Origin of the sequence: Caldimonas manganoxidans ATCC BAA-369, from assembly GCF_000381125.1 — a bacterium.
GTDB classification, from domain to species: domain Bacteria; phylum Pseudomonadota; class Gammaproteobacteria; order Burkholderiales; family Burkholderiaceae_C; genus Caldimonas; species Caldimonas manganoxidans.
Genome location: NZ_KB905965.1, coordinates 13,772 through 30,083 on the forward strand (window position 1 = coordinate 13,772; position 16,312 = coordinate 30,083).

The 16,312-nt window shown below is 68.3% G+C and carries 15 protein-coding genes; 2 read left to right on the forward strand and 13 right to left on the reverse strand.

What is annotated here, in order from left to right; all coding sequences use genetic code 11:
- The first annotated feature begins 8 nt into the window (after nucleotides 1-8).
- Both F615_RS0114945 and F615_RS0114950 read left to right on the forward strand, forming a co-directional pair.
- Complete coding sequence (locus tag F615_RS0114945) at nucleotides 9-1,373, forward strand: HlyD family type I secretion periplasmic adaptor subunit (RefSeq protein WP_019561984.1); 1,365 nt, start codon at nucleotides 9-11, stop codon at nucleotides 1,371-1,373.
- Nucleotides 1,370-4,861: a DEAD/DEAH box helicase gene (locus F615_RS0114950; RefSeq protein ID WP_019561985.1), complete on the forward strand. Its 3,492-nt coding sequence runs from the start codon at nucleotides 1,370-1,372 to the stop codon at nucleotides 4,859-4,861. Before F615_RS0114945 ends, F615_RS0114950 begins: the two co-directional genes overlap by 4 nt.
- Here F615_RS0114950 and F615_RS0114955 read toward each other — a convergent pair.
- The 13 genes from F615_RS0114955 to F615_RS0115015 all read right to left on the reverse strand — a co-directional run.
- Nucleotides 4,830-5,309: a lysozyme gene (locus F615_RS0114955; protein WP_019561986.1), complete on the reverse strand. Its 480-nt coding sequence runs from the start codon at nucleotides 5,307-5,309 to the stop codon at nucleotides 4,830-4,832. The genes F615_RS0114950 and F615_RS0114955 overlap by 32 nt on opposite strands.
- On the reverse strand, nucleotides 5,306-5,788 hold the full coding sequence (locus F615_RS0114960) for an HNH endonuclease signature motif containing protein (RefSeq protein WP_019561987.1): 483 nt from the start codon (nucleotides 5,786-5,788) through the stop codon (nucleotides 5,306-5,308). The genes F615_RS0114955 and F615_RS0114960 overlap by 4 nt, the downstream gene beginning before the upstream one ends.
- Complete coding sequence (locus F615_RS0114965) at nucleotides 5,775-6,257, reverse strand: hypothetical protein (protein ID WP_019561988.1); 483 nt, start codon at nucleotides 6,255-6,257, stop codon at nucleotides 5,775-5,777. The genes F615_RS0114960 and F615_RS0114965 overlap by 14 nt, the downstream gene beginning before the upstream one ends.
- Nucleotides 6,254-6,556 (reverse strand): DUF6127 family protein, encoded by a 303-nt coding sequence (locus tag F615_RS0114970; protein WP_019561989.1) that lies wholly within the window; start codon nucleotides 6,554-6,556, stop codon nucleotides 6,254-6,256. Before F615_RS0114970 ends, F615_RS0114965 begins: the two co-directional genes overlap by 4 nt.
- A 132-nt stretch (nucleotides 6,557-6,688) precedes the next feature.
- A complete protein-coding gene (locus tag F615_RS0114975) occupies nucleotides 6,689-7,039 on the reverse strand; it encodes a DUF2793 domain-containing protein (protein ID WP_019561990.1) in 351 nt (116 codons plus the stop codon).
- A 3-nt stretch (nucleotides 7,040-7,042) separates the two neighbouring features.
- The gene (locus F615_RS0114980) at nucleotides 7,043-7,675 is read right to left on the reverse strand and encodes a glycosyltransferase family protein (protein WP_019561991.1); all 633 of its coding nucleotides are present in this window, start codon (nucleotides 7,673-7,675) and stop codon (nucleotides 7,043-7,045) included.
- Entirely contained in the window at nucleotides 7,675-9,948 is a 2,274-nt protein-coding gene (locus F615_RS0114985; protein WP_019561992.1) for a phage tail protein, read from the reverse strand. The genes F615_RS0114980 and F615_RS0114985 overlap by 1 nt, the downstream gene beginning before the upstream one ends.
- Nucleotides 9,948-10,166, reverse strand: coding sequence for a hypothetical protein (locus F615_RS0114990; RefSeq protein WP_019561993.1), 219 nt, complete (start codon nucleotides 10,164-10,166; stop codon nucleotides 9,948-9,950). Before F615_RS0114990 ends, F615_RS0114985 begins: the two co-directional genes overlap by 1 nt.
- A complete protein-coding gene (locus tag F615_RS0114995) occupies nucleotides 10,163-10,390 on the reverse strand; it encodes a hypothetical protein (protein ID WP_019561994.1) in 228 nt (75 codons plus the stop codon). The genes F615_RS0114990 and F615_RS0114995 overlap by 4 nt, the downstream gene beginning before the upstream one ends.
- A gap of 18 nt (nucleotides 10,391-10,408) precedes the next feature.
- A complete protein-coding gene (locus F615_RS0115000; RefSeq protein ID WP_026330363.1) occupies nucleotides 10,409-11,188 on the reverse strand; it encodes a phage BR0599 family protein in 780 nt (259 codons plus the stop codon).
- Between the two features lie 2 nt (nucleotides 11,189-11,190).
- Entirely contained in the window at nucleotides 11,191-12,753 is a 1,563-nt protein-coding gene (locus tag F615_RS0115005; RefSeq protein WP_019561996.1) for a hypothetical protein, read from the reverse strand.
- Entirely contained in the window at nucleotides 12,750-13,805 is a 1,056-nt protein-coding gene (locus F615_RS0115010; protein WP_019561997.1) for a hypothetical protein, read from the reverse strand. The genes F615_RS0115005 and F615_RS0115010 overlap by 4 nt, the downstream gene beginning before the upstream one ends.
- A 2-nt stretch (nucleotides 13,806-13,807) precedes the next feature.
- Nucleotides 13,808-16,312 (reverse strand): tail protein (locus F615_RS0115015; protein WP_019561998.1); only part of this gene is annotated, 2,505 nt, incomplete at its 5' end.

Genomic DNA, 16,312 nt, shown 5'->3' on the forward strand with positions numbered 1-16,312 from the left:
GTCGACGCATGAAACCGGCGGTCAAGACCCTGTCGGCCGACGCGCTCGACTTCGCACCAGGGCTGCTCGCCATCCAGGAAAGCCCGCCGGCCAGATTGCCTCGGACGGTGCTCTACTGCGTCGTGGCCTTGTTCGCCATCCTGCTCGCATGGGCGAGCTTCGGCAAACTCGACATCGTCGCCGTGGCCGAAGGCCGGCTGGTGCCGCAAAGCTATGTGAAGATCGTGCAGCCGGCGGAGGCTGGCATCGTGCAGGAAATCTTGGTGCGGGAAGGTCAAGCGGTCGAGGCCGGCGAGATTCTGATGCGCATGGATGCCAAACTGACCGAAGCCGACGCCCGCACACTGCGCAACGAGTACGAGCTCAAGCGCCTGCAACTGCGCCGCATCGATGCCGAATTGTCAGGCATGCCGATGCACGCGGAAGCGTCGGACGCGCCGGAGATCTACGCGCAGGTCGCGAGCCAATACGCCGCCCATCGTCAGGCCTACCTGGATGCGGTCGCGCAGGAGCAGGCCACCCTCGCCAAAACCCGCCACGACCTCCAGGCCGCGGAAGAACTGGCACGCAAGTTGAGGGAGACGCTTCCGACCTACCGCAAGAGTGCAGCCGCCTTCGAGAAGCTGGGCAAGGAGGGCTTCTTGAGCCCCTTGGCCGTGGAGGAGAAGCAGCGCGACCGCATCGAGAAGGAGCAGGACTTGCGGGCCCAGGAGGCCACGGTGGCGAGCCTCAAGTCGACCCTTGCCGCCAGTGAGAAGAAACTGGCCCAGATCACCTCCAACTACCGAGCCGAATTGCAGAACGAGCGGATTGAGGCCGAGTCGCAATTCCGCAGGTTGCGGGACGAACTCGAAAAGATCGAGCACAAGGCGGCCCTGTTGTCCCTGCGCGCGCCGCAGCGCGGCGTGATCAAGGATCTGGCCACGCACACGGTCGGGACGGTCGTCTCACCCGGAAGTGTGTTGATGACGCTGGTCCCGCATGACGAACCGCTGCAGGCCGAGGTCTATGTGAAGAACGAGGACGTGGGCTTCGTGCACCGGGATCAGCGCGTGAAACTGAAGCTGTCGGCGTATCCGTTCCAGAAGTACGGCATGATCGACGGTACCGTCATCCATGTCGGCCCCGACGCGGCCGATCAACCGAGCTCATCCTCGAAGGCAGGGGGCGACGCTCCCGATGCCGCCGCCGGCCTGCGCTACAAGGCCCTCGTCAGGCTGGGTGCCCAGCATCTCGAAATCGATGGCAACCGCTTGCGGCTCTCACCCGGCATGCAGGTCATCGCCGAGATCCATCAGGGGCAACGCACCGTGATGGAGTACCTGCTGTCTCCGGTGCAGAAGGCTTGGCAGGAGGCAGGGCGGGAACGATGAGCACGCCATCCACCACGACCACCAAATCGACCCTGCCGCTGGATGCCCGCGCCGCGTTGCGCTTTTGGCACCAGATCGAGTTTTTTATACCCTTCGATCTGCAACAGGTGCTGGATGTGCCGGATGCCGAATGGTCGGTTCGGTGCCTGTCTCGTGCCGACCTCCGTGGACACCGTGACCTGTGGCGCATCCCTCTGCCGTCTGGGCTCCGGTTGATGGGGTTCGATCTCTACCTGGGTCTGTTCGACAAGTCCCGGCTGGCCGAAACAACGCGCGCCGCGTTACGCAAGGCGCCCGATCCCGATTCACCGCAAGCCTGGGAACAGGACGAACGCGGAGAACTGGAAGGCCCCACCTGCATGGCCAAGCTGCGGGTGGGTCCAACCGGCGAGCCTTTGCTCGATGAGGTTTGCGTGTCGCTGGCGCCGTGGGCGCTGGGGCGGCTGCAAACTGGGGGACTGGAGGCCCTGGATACGGCGGCGTTCGATGACGGTATGCGCAACCTCAAAGACCGTCTGTGGCAATTTCGGGCCGAAGGCATGGCAGCTGGCGCCAAGCCGCCTCAAGCCGCCATCGACGAACCCCTCGCCCTCGACCGCCGCCCCTTGTCTGGCCAGGAGGTCTTGGCGCTGCTGGAGATGTTCGAGGACTGGTCTGGCCTCAGGCTCGACGATGAGAAGCAGCCCGTCGTGCTGATTCGCGCCAAAAGCGTGGTCGATGCCGACTCGGGCAAGGTCGCCTCACTACCCGCCCAGACCGCCTCCTCCAGCGCCGCCGCCGTGGCAGAGGCTGCGGACAATGAGGACGAGGACGCAGCAGCAGGCACCGAAGACGGCATCGAGATCGACATCCTCAACAGCTTCTATGTCCAAGACATCGCCCGCGCCCTCGCTTGGCTGCAAAGCGGCGGGACGGGATCAGCGCTCGTTGCCTACCTGTCGCCTTTGCCTGAATCCGAGCGCCTAGATCTTTACAGCGACGAGGGGCGAAAACACATCCTCGAAACGCTGATCCCGAATCGCCTGCCCCGTGCGCACTGGCCTGATGAGCCCGCGCATGCCATGAGCCTGATGCAGCAGTTTGCCGTCAACAGCATTTTTGAACGGCTCGGCAACGGCGGCATCTTCTCGGTCAACGGTCCGCCAGGCACGGGCAAGACCACCCTGCTGCGCGATGTGTTCGCCGAGATCATCACATGGCGCGCACGGGCGCTGGCCCAGTTCAACAAGGCATCCGATGCGCTGGGAAAGACGATCCAGGTCGAGTTTCACGGCGAGCAGCCTTGCAAAGTCAGACCTCTGCACGAGAGCCTCGTCGGCTTTGAGATGGTGGTGGCTTCTTCCAACAATGCCGCCGTCGAGAACATCTCGCGCGACCTGCCCAAGGCCAAGGCCCTGGGTAAAGCGACATGGCGCCATCCCGATGGAACTCCGCGCATCTCTTACCTTCGCCCCGTGGCCTGCAACCTAGCCGCACGTACGGCCAAGGGCGACTATGCCGCGCTCGCGCCCGATGACGAGCCTTGGGGATTGTTGGCCTGCGCCCTGGGCAAAAAAGCCAACCGCACCGCCTTTGCCGATCGGCTGCGCTTCGATGGACAAAGCGCAGACCGCATGCCGACGGGCTATGACCCCGAGCGCCATCAATCGCTATGGCGCTGGCGGCAGACGTACTCCGGCCCCAGTTTTACCGAGGCGCGTCAAGCCTTCTTGAACGCGGCCAACGCGGTCGAAGAACGCCTGCAAAAGCTCGATCGCTTCGCCAAGCTGAGCTTGGATCTGCGCGGACAAACGCGGGACAGCTTCGTGGCTGAACTCCAGGCGCAGGTGCAGGCGGCACAGCATCAACTGCACATGGCGCAGCAATGGGCACGGGAAGCCGAAGAGTCGCACACGCTCGCGCAACGGCAACTGAGCCTGCTGCGCGAAGAAGAACGGCTGATCGAACGGCAGCGGCCAGCCTGGTGGCTGCGCTGGTGGCGGCGCGCCCAAGAACGTCAGTACCGGCAGGCACTGGCTGGCAACCATGAGCAGCAGCGCCATTGGCTCAGTCAGCTGCGCGCGCTCGAAGTCGAGCGGGATCAGGCCAAGCGTGCCAGCCACCAGGCGCAAGCGTCCTTCTCCAACGCCCGCCAGCGCCTGGAAAAGAAGCTGCAAGAGTGGGATCGCCTGCAAGCCGAATGGCAACAGCTGAAAGAAGATTTCCCAGCCGCCGCCCGCCCCGATTCGCCCGCCGATCTGGAGCAGGCGCGCTGGCAGATCGAAGGCTTGTGGCGGGACGAGACGCTCAATCGCTTGCGCAGCGAACTCTTCGTGGCGGCCCTGGGGCTGCACGAGGCGTGGCTCGCGGAAGTGCTGCAAAAGGGCGGAGGCTTCGGCGGCAACGTCATGGCCATCGGTCACCTGCTGGCGGGCAAGCGCTTGACCGACCCCCAGCAGGCCTTGGCCATCTGGCAGAGCCTGTTCATGATCGTGCCCGTCGTCTCCAGCACCTTCGCGTCGATCGCCAGACAATTCCGCGATCTTGGCCCTGGGGCGCTTGGATGGCTGTTCATCGACGAAGCCGGCCAGGCCGTGCCGCAGGCCGCGGTGGGCGCACTATGGCGGGCACGCCGGGCCGTGGTGGTGGGCGATCCGCTGCAGATCGAGCCGGTGTTCACCGTCCCCATCCCCTTGATCGAGGCGCTGGCTGGGCAGGCACAGCTGCCCGATGAACCCAGAATCGAGCCTCATCTGGCCTCTGTGCAGACCGTGGCCGACGCCGCCAATGCGCACGGCACGTGGCTGGCCGGCAACGACCCAGCACAATGGATCGGCAGCCCCCTGCGGGTGCATCGGCGGTGTGCCGACCCGATGTTCACCATTGCCAATGCCATCGCCTACGGCAACAAGATGGTCTTCGGCCTGAAAGACCGCAAGCCGCCTGCCGGCAGCCTGGATGTGGGACCGAGCAGCTGGGTCGCCGTCGGCGGCCGGACCCAAGACAAACTAGTGGTGCCCGAGCAGGTGGCATTGATCGGGCATGCGATCCAGGCGCTCATCGAGCGCACGGGCGCGCTGCCTGACCTGTATGTGATCACGCCGTTTCGACGCATCAAGTCAACCCTCATCACTCATTTGAACGGTCAGATCGAGCGCCCCAAGCCAATTTCCAAGACTGCCCTGCGCCAGTGGTGTCAAAGCCGTATCGGCACGGTACACACCTTCCAGGGCAAGGAGGAAAGCCTGGTGTTTCTGGTGCTGGGCTGCGATGACCAGACCCGTGGCGCGGCCAACTGGGCGGCCAGCAAGCCCAACCTGCTCAATGTAGCCCTGACCCGCGCCAAGCACCGCATCTTCATCATTGGCGATCCCCTCCTATGGGCAGGGCTGCCGCATTTCGCCGAAGCCAATGAACGGCTCTTGCCCCGTATCGATGCGGAAGCATTTTTGGCGCGGTTGCGCTCAGGGTCTTCCTCTACGACGACCATGATCCGTGTGGCTGGATGAGATGATGTCTTTCCGCTTCCCGCCGCGCCACCAGGCCGGGCAGTATTCTCCCCCCGCCGTAAACCCACCGGCGCAGCTCTTGCCCGGCGGCAACCCAGTCCCGCTGATTGATCCGCCGTCGCAGCGTTGATGTCTGCAGCCGCCCCACGCCGAGGTTGAACGTGAAGTCCACAACGGCCGCGAGCCGCCCCTCCGGCTCAGTGGCCAGCACCGGGCAGTAGCGCAGCGTGGCGGCGAGTGCCGATTGGAGGTCGCGGGCCAGATAGACCTCTGCTTCAGCCTCCGTGATCTGCGGGTGCTTGGGATCGCAGAGGTGACCGTAGCCGACGGTCCAGTAGCCGGCCGGGCAGATGTAGGGATGCGCGCGGCCTGGGTCGTTCTTCGGCACGCGGTGAAAGCCCTCGAAGCGCTTGGCCAGATCGATGGCTTGAGGCGGTACCCGGATCATGGCAGGCACCTCCACGTCTCGCGCCGCTTGATCTGATGCAACGTGGTCTTGCCGATGCCGTATTCGGCACGGATCAGACGCGGCGGCCTTGTGTCGTTGCGTATGGCGATGACATCTTCTGCGCGCAGCTTCGCTTTCGGATGGCGCTCACCGGCCGGCCATTGGCGGCGCCCCTTGCGTACCATATCCAGCACGTTCTCTCGCTGCGTGGCAACGAAGAGATGGATGGGATTGACACAGTGCCGTGTGTCGCAGGTATGGCAGACCACAAGGCCAGGTGGAATCGGGCCGACACACAGTTCATAAGCGACACGATGTGCCCTGAGCAGCGGCTTTCCGCCATCGGCACCGATGCTGCCGTAGCCGCGGGTATCGATGGAGCCGACCCACGGCCAACATTCATCCGGACCGCGCTTGTCGACCTTCTCCCAAAAGCGTTCGGCCAGCGGTCGCGGCTGGCGTCCCTTACGCCTGGCCACCGCGCCGCTCCCATACCCTCGAAATAAACCAGAAGTTCAGGATGCCCGACAGCAGTGCTTGATCTGCTTCCGTCCAAGTGGCGATCAGCGCCGGCCCGAACCCCACGCCCGACTGCACCGAACCGACGAAGGTGGAAAGCTTCACCACGGCATACATCAGCACGAAGAGGTAGGTCACTACAGGCCTCACCGTTGTGGAGAGTGCATCGGCCCACTTGACACCCGAGGGCCTTCCCTGTGCCGCCACCGCCTCGCGCAACGCTTCAATGGCACCGGTATTCCACGCCGCATCGGCGGCAGCGCCGATCTCGGCCATGCGCTGCGCCCCGCGCAGCTTCTCGAACTCCAGCGCTTTGTCCTGCATCGCCAGCTCGTGGCTGCGCTCGCCTTTGCGGTCCAGCCACTTCAGGATCTCGGGTGCCAGACGGAAGGCCCCGCCGAGGAGCCCACCGAGCAAGGTCTCAATCATTGACTGCCTCCCATGAGCTTCAACTTGATGGCGGCCCCCACCAGCAGCGCGGCCAGGATGCCGGTGGTGATGACCTTGACGGCGGTCTGCCAGGCCGTGCGGCGGGCATCGCGCCACGCGTCCAACAGGTCGCGCAGCTCGCGGATGTCCTTGGCGGCACGGCCGTTTTCGAGGCCCAGGTGCGCAAGGATTCGCTCAGCACCCCGCTCGGCGGCGCGGTCGAGCAAGTCGTCGAAGTCCTCGCGGCGCAAGAGGAGCATGTTCTCCACGAGCGCAGGCGGTTGGTTCGGTTCGGTCATGGCAGGTCTCCAAACAACGAAGTTGCGGCGTAGGCTCATGTGGCGCAGCCACGTGATGCCGAAGCCAAAAGCGAAACCCGCCTGATGCGCGTCGCACCAAGGCGGGTTCGGTGGGTTGCGGCGGGATAGCGATCAGACGGCGATACCCGCGCTCCAGCCGCTGGGCTTGAAGACGGCGAGCTTGGCCTCGTCCTCGATGTAGGCCAGCCACCCGACCTGGGGCGCGTGGTATTCCCACGCTCCGCCGATGCGCACGGCGATCTGGTTCGTCTTGCCAGCCCAGGCGCCGGTGGCACCGGCCGGGATGATGTAGCGGTCGCCGTTGACGGGACTCGCCGGTGGCGCGGTGAGGTCGCGGTCTTTGACGGACAGGCCGACGATGGCGCCCAGGCGCTTGAGGTTCGCGTCCATCTGCGTGTGCCAGCCGGATTCGCCCAGCGTCCAGCCGTAGGCAAGCCCCAGGTTCGGGTCGGTCGATGGCATGGTCTATCTCCAGGAGTTCGTGGCGTGGTCGATCGTTTGCCGGATGCGCCGCGCGACAGCCGGGTCTGCGGTGCGATGGACTTGCCGCGGGTGTTGCCGCCAGTGCCGCCCGACGATGGGCAGGTGCAGCACGCTGCCGCGCTGGGACAGCATTCGGGTGAGCGCCCATTCGGCTCTGAGGCGCAGGTCGAACAGGCGCGGCAGCAGTGGCTCGACGGCGCAGCGTCGCATCACGATCAGGCCGTGCACATGGCTGGCCGAGTGGGCGTGCTGGAAGGCGCTATAAGCCAGTCGCCGCACACCCAAGGGGCGCCCGGCCTCGTCCATCAACGCCTCGTCGGTATAGGCCAGCACCGCCTGTGGGCAAGCATCGAGCGCATCGGCCAGCGGCGCGAAGGCGCCGGCTTCATAGAGATCGTCGGGATCGACGAAGGACGCCAGCGGCAAGGTCCCTCGCGCGTAGCCTGCCGCGCGCGCCTGGCCGATCCGGCCGGGGATGCCCGGCAGCACGTGCAGCCGGATCGGCGCGCCTGCCAGGCTCTCGATGCAGGCCGCGCGCCATTCGGCGGGCTCGTCGAGCGTGAGCAGGTGCACGTCGATGCGCGGCCGCTCACTCATGTCGAGGGTCATCTCCATCACACCCCGCCCCAATACTGCCCCCAGCGCAGGCCGTAGCCCGCGCGCTCGACGCTGCGCACCTGCGCCTGCCAGCTTGTGAGCCCCTCGCGCTCGGCTTCGATTTCGAGGGTGATGCGGTCGCCTGCTGCTCCGGTATCCACGGCGGCGCTCGCCATATCAAAAGTCCAGCCGTTGCCGGTGAGGCCGGATTCGGTGCGCACGAGGTTTCCGTTTCGGTCGCGGATGCGCACGGTGTAGGTGGTGCCTGACTCGGGGCCGATGTCGCCCTCGTCTTGCTTCACGAGGTAGGCGGTCTGCTGGGTGCGGTCGCGGTGCGCCCAGGTCAGGATCAGGTCGCCGGCCACCACGGCGGGCTCGCGCTGGCCGTTGATGCGGACGCGCCCCGGCGGATAGGGCCGCGCCTGCCGGCCGCCGAGCAGCAGCGGCTGGCCGTTGGCGGCGAGCACGGCTGCGCCCTGCTCGGTCGATGTGCGCGGGAGGGCGGCGACGAACACCGATTCGCCCGGGGCGCGCTCGATGGTCTCTGCGGCCAGCCACTCGCCGACCCCAATCAGCCGGGTGCCAGCAGCGTGCGCTTTGGGCGTGGTGTCGAGCACGCCGCGGGCGAGATCCACCGTGCTCGCGGTGGCATCGAAGGCGAGGATGGCCACCGCCTCGCGGATCTGGCCTGTAGCATCGACCAGGTAGGCGCAGTCGCCGATGCTCAATCGCTCGGGGTTTGCCAGCGCCGTCACCGGCACGGCCAGCGCATCGGCTTCGCTCGCCGGCAAGGCGGCCTCGAGCCGCAAGAGTGGCGCATAGTCTTCGCTGGCCACAGCTTGGAGGCTGGCGTTGCTGGCGCCGGTGGCCAGCAACCAGTTCAGTTGCCCGCTACCCCCGGCCGCCGCCAGCGCACCAATATACGTGTCGGTGTCGGTCAGGTAGTCCAGATCGGCGCGGCTCATGCGCCGGGCGAGCTCCCAGTACGGCACCTCGACCGCCAGCACGAGCGCCGGCGGCAGAGGCACGAGGGGCGGCTCCTCGATGGGCGGCGGCGATGACGAGAGCACGGTGTCGCCCATGCCGAACACGTCCTCCACCGCATCGATGCGCCATTCGGCCGCGCCCAGCGCGCCGGTGTCGATGCCAACGACGCGCGCGACCATGCGCGTGATGCCAAGGCGCGGCCAGTGGAGGATGAATACATCGCCCGGCAAGGGCGGTCGTTCCAGGGCGCTGGGGGCGAGGGTGAGGGTCATGCGGGCCAGTGGCGAGCCCAGCGCCCGCAGATCGCGCAAGGCGAGCCTGGCGGCCAGCGGCCCGTAGTTGACGCCCGGATAATCGCGGCGCTGGTTGATCACGCCGCCTTGCAGCTGGATGGCCGCGAGGTTTTGCACCGAGACGGTGGCCTCCTTGCCCGTGGCCCAGTCGGTATAGACCACGGTGATCTCGTTGGGGAGTTCCCCCCACTGGGCGCGCTCGAAGCGCTCCATGCGCGCGATCTCGTCGGGGCCCAGGAGCGGCAGGCCCTCGATCCAGTAATCGTCGCGCAGGAGCTTGAGCTCGAAGCGGCCCCGTTCGGGGTCGAGGTAGAGGATGCCGCCGATGTGGTCGAGCACCTGGGCGATGAAGCCCTCGATCGGCTGCTGGCGGGTCCACAGCAGGTTCAGCCCAAAACCTTCGCTGGACAGGGCCCAGGCCGCGCTCCAAAAGCTCGGCCCGATGGCGCTCACCGGATAGCCCATGCCCCAATGCGGGTCGGTCAGGCACTGCACCAGGATGTGCGCCGGGTTCATGCCGACGGTCACGTAAGCGCCGCTGTCGGCGTCCCAGCTTCGCACTTCGGCTTCCCATTGCATCCAGGGCTCGCCGTGCCAGCCTTCCATGAAGCGCCGCACCCGCACCGCCCAGGGCTTCAGATAGGGGTTGTTGGCGGAGAACAAGATCTTGCGCGCCACCACGGACAGCACGCCACGGAAAGCCGGAATCGCCGCACCGATCCGGCTCATCAGGTAGTCGTTGCGGCCCTGGGTGGCCTCACCGCCCATCACGTCGATCTCACCCACCACGCCGCCTTCGCGTTCATCGCCGCCGAAGAGGGTCGGCTTGTCGATGGACAGGCGCCCGATCCCATGGCCGGCCGGCAGCGGCGCGCGACTGGCGTCTCCCCAGGCGGTGCGCTCGCCGATCTGGATTTCCTGCACCACGTCCACCGGCCCCTGGCACAGCACCAGGTGCAGGCCGATGCGGTAGCGGTAGCCGACGGTCTGGCTCTTGCTGCGGCCGCCCATCAGACAACCTCCTGCTGGCTGGATTGAGCGCTAGCAAGCTCGACCACCCGCATAGCCATCGCGTCACCCGTGGCCAGCAGCGTCTCGGCGTCGATGCCTTCGCGCAGGAAGGCGCGGAAGTCCAGGCCTTGCCGCGCGAACCAGGCGCGCGTGCCGTGCACGCACAGGCCGGCGGCGCGCACATGGTCGATGGTGATGGTCAGGGGCTTGCTCCTCACTTCTTGCCGCCCTTCTTCTTGATGGGTTCGGCCTCCAAGTCGCCGTACCACACGACGTTGGCGCCACGGATCAGCACCGCGCCGAACACGACGGGAATCGGCCGGCCCTCCTCGGCGGTGGGGGCATCGACGTCGGAGAGCGACGCCGGCTTCGGTTCGGGCGGTTTCGGGGCGAGCGCGGCCGAGACCACGGCCGCTACCACGATGACGACGAGGTACCACATGGCGATGCTTCTCAGGGGTCAGAACACGCCCGTCGCAAACGGGTTCTTGCTCGGGATGGCGGGGAAGCCGCCGTAGTTGGCGAGGTTGTCGAACCGCGCCTGGCAGGTCGTCGTGCTGTGGTCGCAGCCGGCCACGAGCACGATCTCGGTGCCTGAGGCGATGGCCACCGGATAGAGCAACTCCACCGCGTCGGGATCGTCACGGACGATCATGTGGCGGGCACCGTCCGGCATCTGCATCCAGCCGCCGGCGAGCATCCCTAGCACGGAGGGTGGTACGCCGCCTTCGATAAAGATGAGCGAACCATCGGTCCACCCAACCACCGCACTGGCGGTGATGGGAGACGCCCCGCAGGCCGCCGAATACAGCACGTGCGAGCAGGCGCGGCTGTAGAGCCGCCGCAAGCCAATGCGCTTCAAGCTCACCTGCGCGGACTCGCAGCGGATGCGCGCCGCATCACTGGACACCTCGACGCCCAGCACCCGGCCCATCCAGCGCACAGCCTGGGCGATGCCGCTGGTGTGGATGCGCGCCACGATCAACCGCACCGCGGTGGCCTCGCCGGTGATGGCCGCCTGCAACAGATGGCGCACCAAAGCGTGGTCGGGTGGCAGCCGCAGTTCCAGCGCGCTCTTGGCGGCCTCGGCGCCCAGCGCGAGCGTACTGCGCTCGATCGGGCAGCGCTCGTAGCGCTGGCCGTCGATGTCCACGTCGAACTCGTGCGGGGTGAGCCGCACGCTGAAGCTGGCGCCCTCGAAGACGTAGAGCTCGACTTCGAGCAGAGGCATCGCACTCATGGTCAGTACCCGACGTAGACGACGCGGTCATTGCCGCGCGGCTCGGGCAGCTGGCGCGCGGTGATGGGAATCTCGACCAGCCCGGGGGTGTGCCAGTACAGCTCGACGGCATCGTGGTCGAGGCGGCAGCGGGCCAGGCGCACGACGCGGCTGCCCGCGGGTACGGGCGCCTCCAGCCCCGAGCGCAGCACCAGCACGCCGCTCTGATCGCGGTGGCAGGTCGCGGTCAGCGCCTGCTGCCGGCTGCCGTCCGGATGCAGGATCAGGCAGGCGGCGGGGCGATGCCAGAAGGCGGACGAGTCCTCGCCCGTCACCCGCAGAAAGCCATCCTCGGGATCGGCCTCGGCGCTCACCCACAGCACCGGCGCCAGGCCATCGGGCAGCCAGAAGGCGCCCAGGCGGCCCTGGACCCGCTCCAGGCGCGAGCGCCAGCGCTCGATGTCCTCGTGGCCGCTGGCCAGGTAGCGGCGCTGGTAGGTCGTCGCCGGCCACGGGTCGTCGCGGCGCATCCAAGGGTCGGCGGGCGAGAGGTCTTGCCGGGTGATCACGCCTTGGGCGGTGGCGGACGGATCGTCGCGCCAGTTGCTATCGGGCCAGACCGGCAGGCCGTCGAGCAAAGGGTCGTCGAGCAGGTCCATGTCCGGCAGGGGCGCAGGCGCGAGGCTCGCGGTCACGCGTCCGCCGACCACGCCCGGCACCCACTGGGCGAAGTCTGCCGCCTCGCTGGCCATGCCCCATGCCAGCGGCATGACCGTCGTACCCGCTGGCACGGAGCGAGACAGTGGATCGGCCAGCCAAAGCCGCTCGGTCTCCACGTGTGAGAGCCGCGCGGTCTGCCAGCCATCGGCGGCCAGGATCCACACCCAGCGCTCATCCCCGTCCCAGCCCTGCAGCCCATCGAAGCCCAGCCGCACGTCGGCTGCCAGTGGACCGAACGCGGCTGCCCGCACCGGGGCGACGGCCAGCGCCAACGCTCCCGCCCCAGCGGCTTCGGTCAGGCGCGCGGCGTGCTGCGGCAGCGGCCACAGCGCCTTCTGCCCGAGATGATCGGCCAGCCAGTCGGCCACCAGCGCATCGGTGGCGCGGCCATGGCCCACGGCGTAGGTGAGGGTTCGCCGGGGCACGCGGCGCAGCCCTTGGCGGGCTTCGTTGCCGCTGGCGGTCCGCGCCACGGCCGTCTGCCACTGCAGCCGCTCGACGAGCGGTTCGGCCCAGTCGTGGCCGAAGGCGAAGACGCCGCGCCGGGCATCCGGCCACGGCGCATCGCCAAAGGCCTCCATGCCGGTGGCGACGATGGCGGCTGATGCCGTGTCCCGGCGCAGCACCTCGACCAGTAACGCGGGGGCCTCGATGGGCGGCCAGGGGGCTGCCAGCGATTCCGCGAGCAGGCGGGCTGCCGAATCGGGCGGCCAGGGCGAGACGGCCGTCTCTGGCGTGAAGTGGGCCGCGCCCGCGCCCAAGGCCGCCCGAGAAAGCACCTCGCCCTGCAAGGCGGCCAGAGCGCTGCCGGGCACCGGCGCGCTGCCCAGCTCAGAGAGCTGCTCGGCGACGAGGCGATCCGTCATGCCGACTCCACGCCGAACTCAGCGGCATTGAAGGCGGCTTCGGTCCACTGGACGTTGCCGCTGGGGTTGCGCTCAAAGAGCGCCGTGTGCCAGGCCAGCTGCTCTTGCAGGATGAGGTCGCTGCTCACGGCGGTCTGCGCGCCGCTGGCCACCAGGCCCTTCACCTTGCCCAGGCCCGCTTCGGTCTTGCGGGCCAGCATCGTCACCTGCACGCCGTGGATGGCAGGCGTGGCCATCGCCGGCAGCGGCGCGAGGCGCAAGGTCTGGCGCAAGCCCGCGGCGTTGGCGCGGATGCTGCTGGCCTCATCGCCGTCGCTGACCGCCTGCCAGGCCGAGGCCGCGCCTTCGACCGTCCACTGGTTGAGGCTGCCGTCGGCCTGTGCTTGCAGCGCGTCCACCCGCACGTCGCCCAGGAAGGTGTTGTTGATCGTGCCCGAGGTGTCGGCGAGATAGAGGTCGTCCACATCGAGCGTGACCGGGCAGGACTGGCCCGGCACGGCGCCGACGAACGCCGTCAGCAGTTGGCCGCCGCCTTGGATGGTGTTCTGCGCCGTCATCTGGATGGCCAGGATGCCGTTGACCCGCACGCTCAAGACGCCGTTGCTCGTGCCTTGCGTGACTTGCAGCTCGACGTAGTGCCAGCCGCGCGCGGCGGCGGTGGCGATCGAGGTCGAGATCAGCTGCTCGTAGCCGTATTGCCCGCGGTAGAGCTTGAGCCGCCCGTCCTCGCCGATCTTGACGATGTGCGCCACCTGCGCATTCGCATCGCGCACGCCCAGCAGCACCGGCTCCTCACCCGTGTTCTCGAAGGGCGCCACGCGAATCGCTGCGCCCACGATGAGGCTGGTCTTGGTGGCATCGAGGTTCTTGACATAGCCGCCACCCGCGCCTTCGGGCAGGCGCAAGGCATAGGACGATGGCCGCCGGCCGGGGATGCGTTGGGCCTGCGGCGACAGATACGCCGCCTTGCCGCGCGCGAGCCACGGATCGCCGAAGGGGTCGAGTGCCTGCGGGTCGTAGTGATCGAAACCGTCGATGAAGAGCAAGGCCATGGCTATCCCTGGAGCGCCGCGCGCACCGCGCGCGCGTTGCGCCCGATGATGTTGAGGATCACCCGCTCGCCGGCGGGGGTCTGCAGGTGGTCGTGGGTGACGCCCGGGTCGATGGCGTTGACGATGCGCACGGCCTGGCTGACCTGCGGCGCGGCCGGCTGCACCTGGACCTGGGGCACGAGCCCCCCGGCGGCCAGGGCCAGACGCCGCCCGTCCCACACCGGCGGGGCGTGCAGGCCGTTGAGGGCATCGAGAAAGGCCACGCCGACGCGCCGGACCGCCGCCGCACGCACCACGTATTCGCCGGCCGACAGCCGCGCCGGGATCGAATCCGAGGTCGCCGTGCCGGGACCCGTGACGAAGCCGCCGGCCGCGAACTTCTTGATCCCGCCCAGCAAGGCCATGACGGCCGCGACCATCGCGGCCATCGCGGCGATGGCGAGCACGGGCCCGGCGAGGGGGATGGAGGCCTGCGAGGCCGCCGCGCCCGCGCCGGCCTGGGCCGCATCCATCGACACCTTGGCGGTGGTCTCGGCAGACTTCTGCGCCACCGACTGGGCCGCCGCCGCTTGCTCGATGGCCTGCTCCTGCTGGAGGAAGCCGAGCTTGAGCGCGAGCATGCGCGCCTGCATCGCCACCCACTGCTGGAAGGGCTGGATCACCATCTGCTGCAGGAAGGCGTCGGCCACCTGGCGGAACAGGTTGGACAGCGCCTCGCGGAGGCTTTGCGCGCCGGTGACCATGCCCTGCAGGGCGTTGCCGAAGCCTTCGCCGATGCGGTTCCACAGCGGCGCGAGTTCGTCGGCGACGAGCCGTGTGCGCTCCAGTTCGTTGCGCCAGGCGGCCACGCGGCCCGCCGCCTCCGGTCCGATCGCCTGCGCGGCCTGCTGCATTGCGGGCAGGAGCCGCTGCATCTCGGCCGCCGATTGCTGTTGCAAGACCACGATCCGCTGCCGGGCCTGGGCTTCGGTGAGCAGCCCCGCTTGGCTCTGGATCTGGATCGCCTCCTGGGCGTTGCGCAGCCGCTCGGTGACGAGCCGCCACTCCTGTTCCAGCCGGGCGAGGTTGGCCTGCGCGGCCTTCACGTCGATGAGTCGGTCGACGAGCGAGACGCCCGCGGCGTCGTTCTCGGCCGCCAGGCGTGCGCGAAGATCCCGGTAGCTGCGCCCGATCGCGGCGCGCCGGTCTTCCGCCGTGTCGGTGCCGGTGAGCTGGGCGAGTTCCTCGCGTGCCTGGGCCAAGGCCTCGGCCAGTTCCCGCTCGGCCTGGGCGGCGGCGCGGGCGTTGGCCTGTTCGATGTCGGCGCGGCGGCCGTTGAGGACGATGAGGTCGGCCTCGAGCTTGGCGATCTCCGCTTTGGCGCGCAGGCGCTCGGATTCGGAGGCGCGCGGATTGGCGGCGATCGCCTGTTGCGCGGCGAGTTCCTGCCGGCGGCGAGCGATCTCGGCGTCGAGTTCGCGCTGCTCGAGCGCGGTCTTCTGCACGTGGTAGTCGCGGAGGGAGACCAGCCGGTCTTGCAGCGCCGCGTCGAGGGCGCGCTGCTGGCGGGCCAATCCGTCCTCGAGCAAGGCGAACTCGGCGTCGAGCCGAGCCTTCATCAACGCAGCCTGAGCGCTCGCGGTGTCGCGGGTCTTGCCCGGAGCCGTGAGCCGCTGCAGCAGCGCCGGGTCGGCCTGGATGCGCGGCGCCTGCACCTCGATGGGCTTGGGGTCGAACAGGCTGTCCCGGAACTCGGCCAGTTCGTCCAGGCGCCGCACGAGGCTGCCCTTGAGTTCGGCGATGATGGCGCGAGCCCCGGCGGTGTTGCCTTGCAGGGCCTGCACGGCCGCGGCCACGCCGGCGCCGATCGCCTCACCCAGGGCGACGAAGGCCTTGCCGACCGTGGCGGCACCCAGCGCCAGGGTCTTGAGCACCAGCACGACGCCGTCCAGGATCGCGCGCAAGGCACCGCCCTGCTTGGCCGACTCGACCATCCCGCCGGCCATCTCGTTCAGGGCCGGCAGGAACGCCTCGATCACCCGGTTGGCCAGACTCGTCGCGGCGAGCCGCAGCTTGGCCAGCGAGTCGTTGAACACCTCGGCCTGCGCGGCGGTGTCGCCGCCGATCTGCACGCCGAGCGCTTCCATCTCGCCGGTCAATGCCGCGATGCCCTCGCGCCCCTGGTTCAAGAAGGGGATGAGTTCGGCGCCGCTCTTGCCGAAGAGTTCGACCGCCAGCGCCGACTTCTGCGCCCCGTCGGGCATGGCCTGGAGGCGGTCGGCCAGATCGAGCAGCACCGCATCGGTCGCGCGCAGCGTGCCGTCCTGGTTCTTGAACTCCACACCCAGCGCTTTGAGGCGCCGGGCGGACTCCTCCGAGCCCGTGGCCGCCTCGAACATCGTGGTGGCGAGCTTCTTGAGCCCCGTCTCGAAGGTCTGCGCCGAGACACCGGACAGTTCCGCCGCCGGCACCAGGGTAGAGAGCGACTCCACCGTGATGCCCACGCGCTGCGAGAGCTTGTTGAGGGC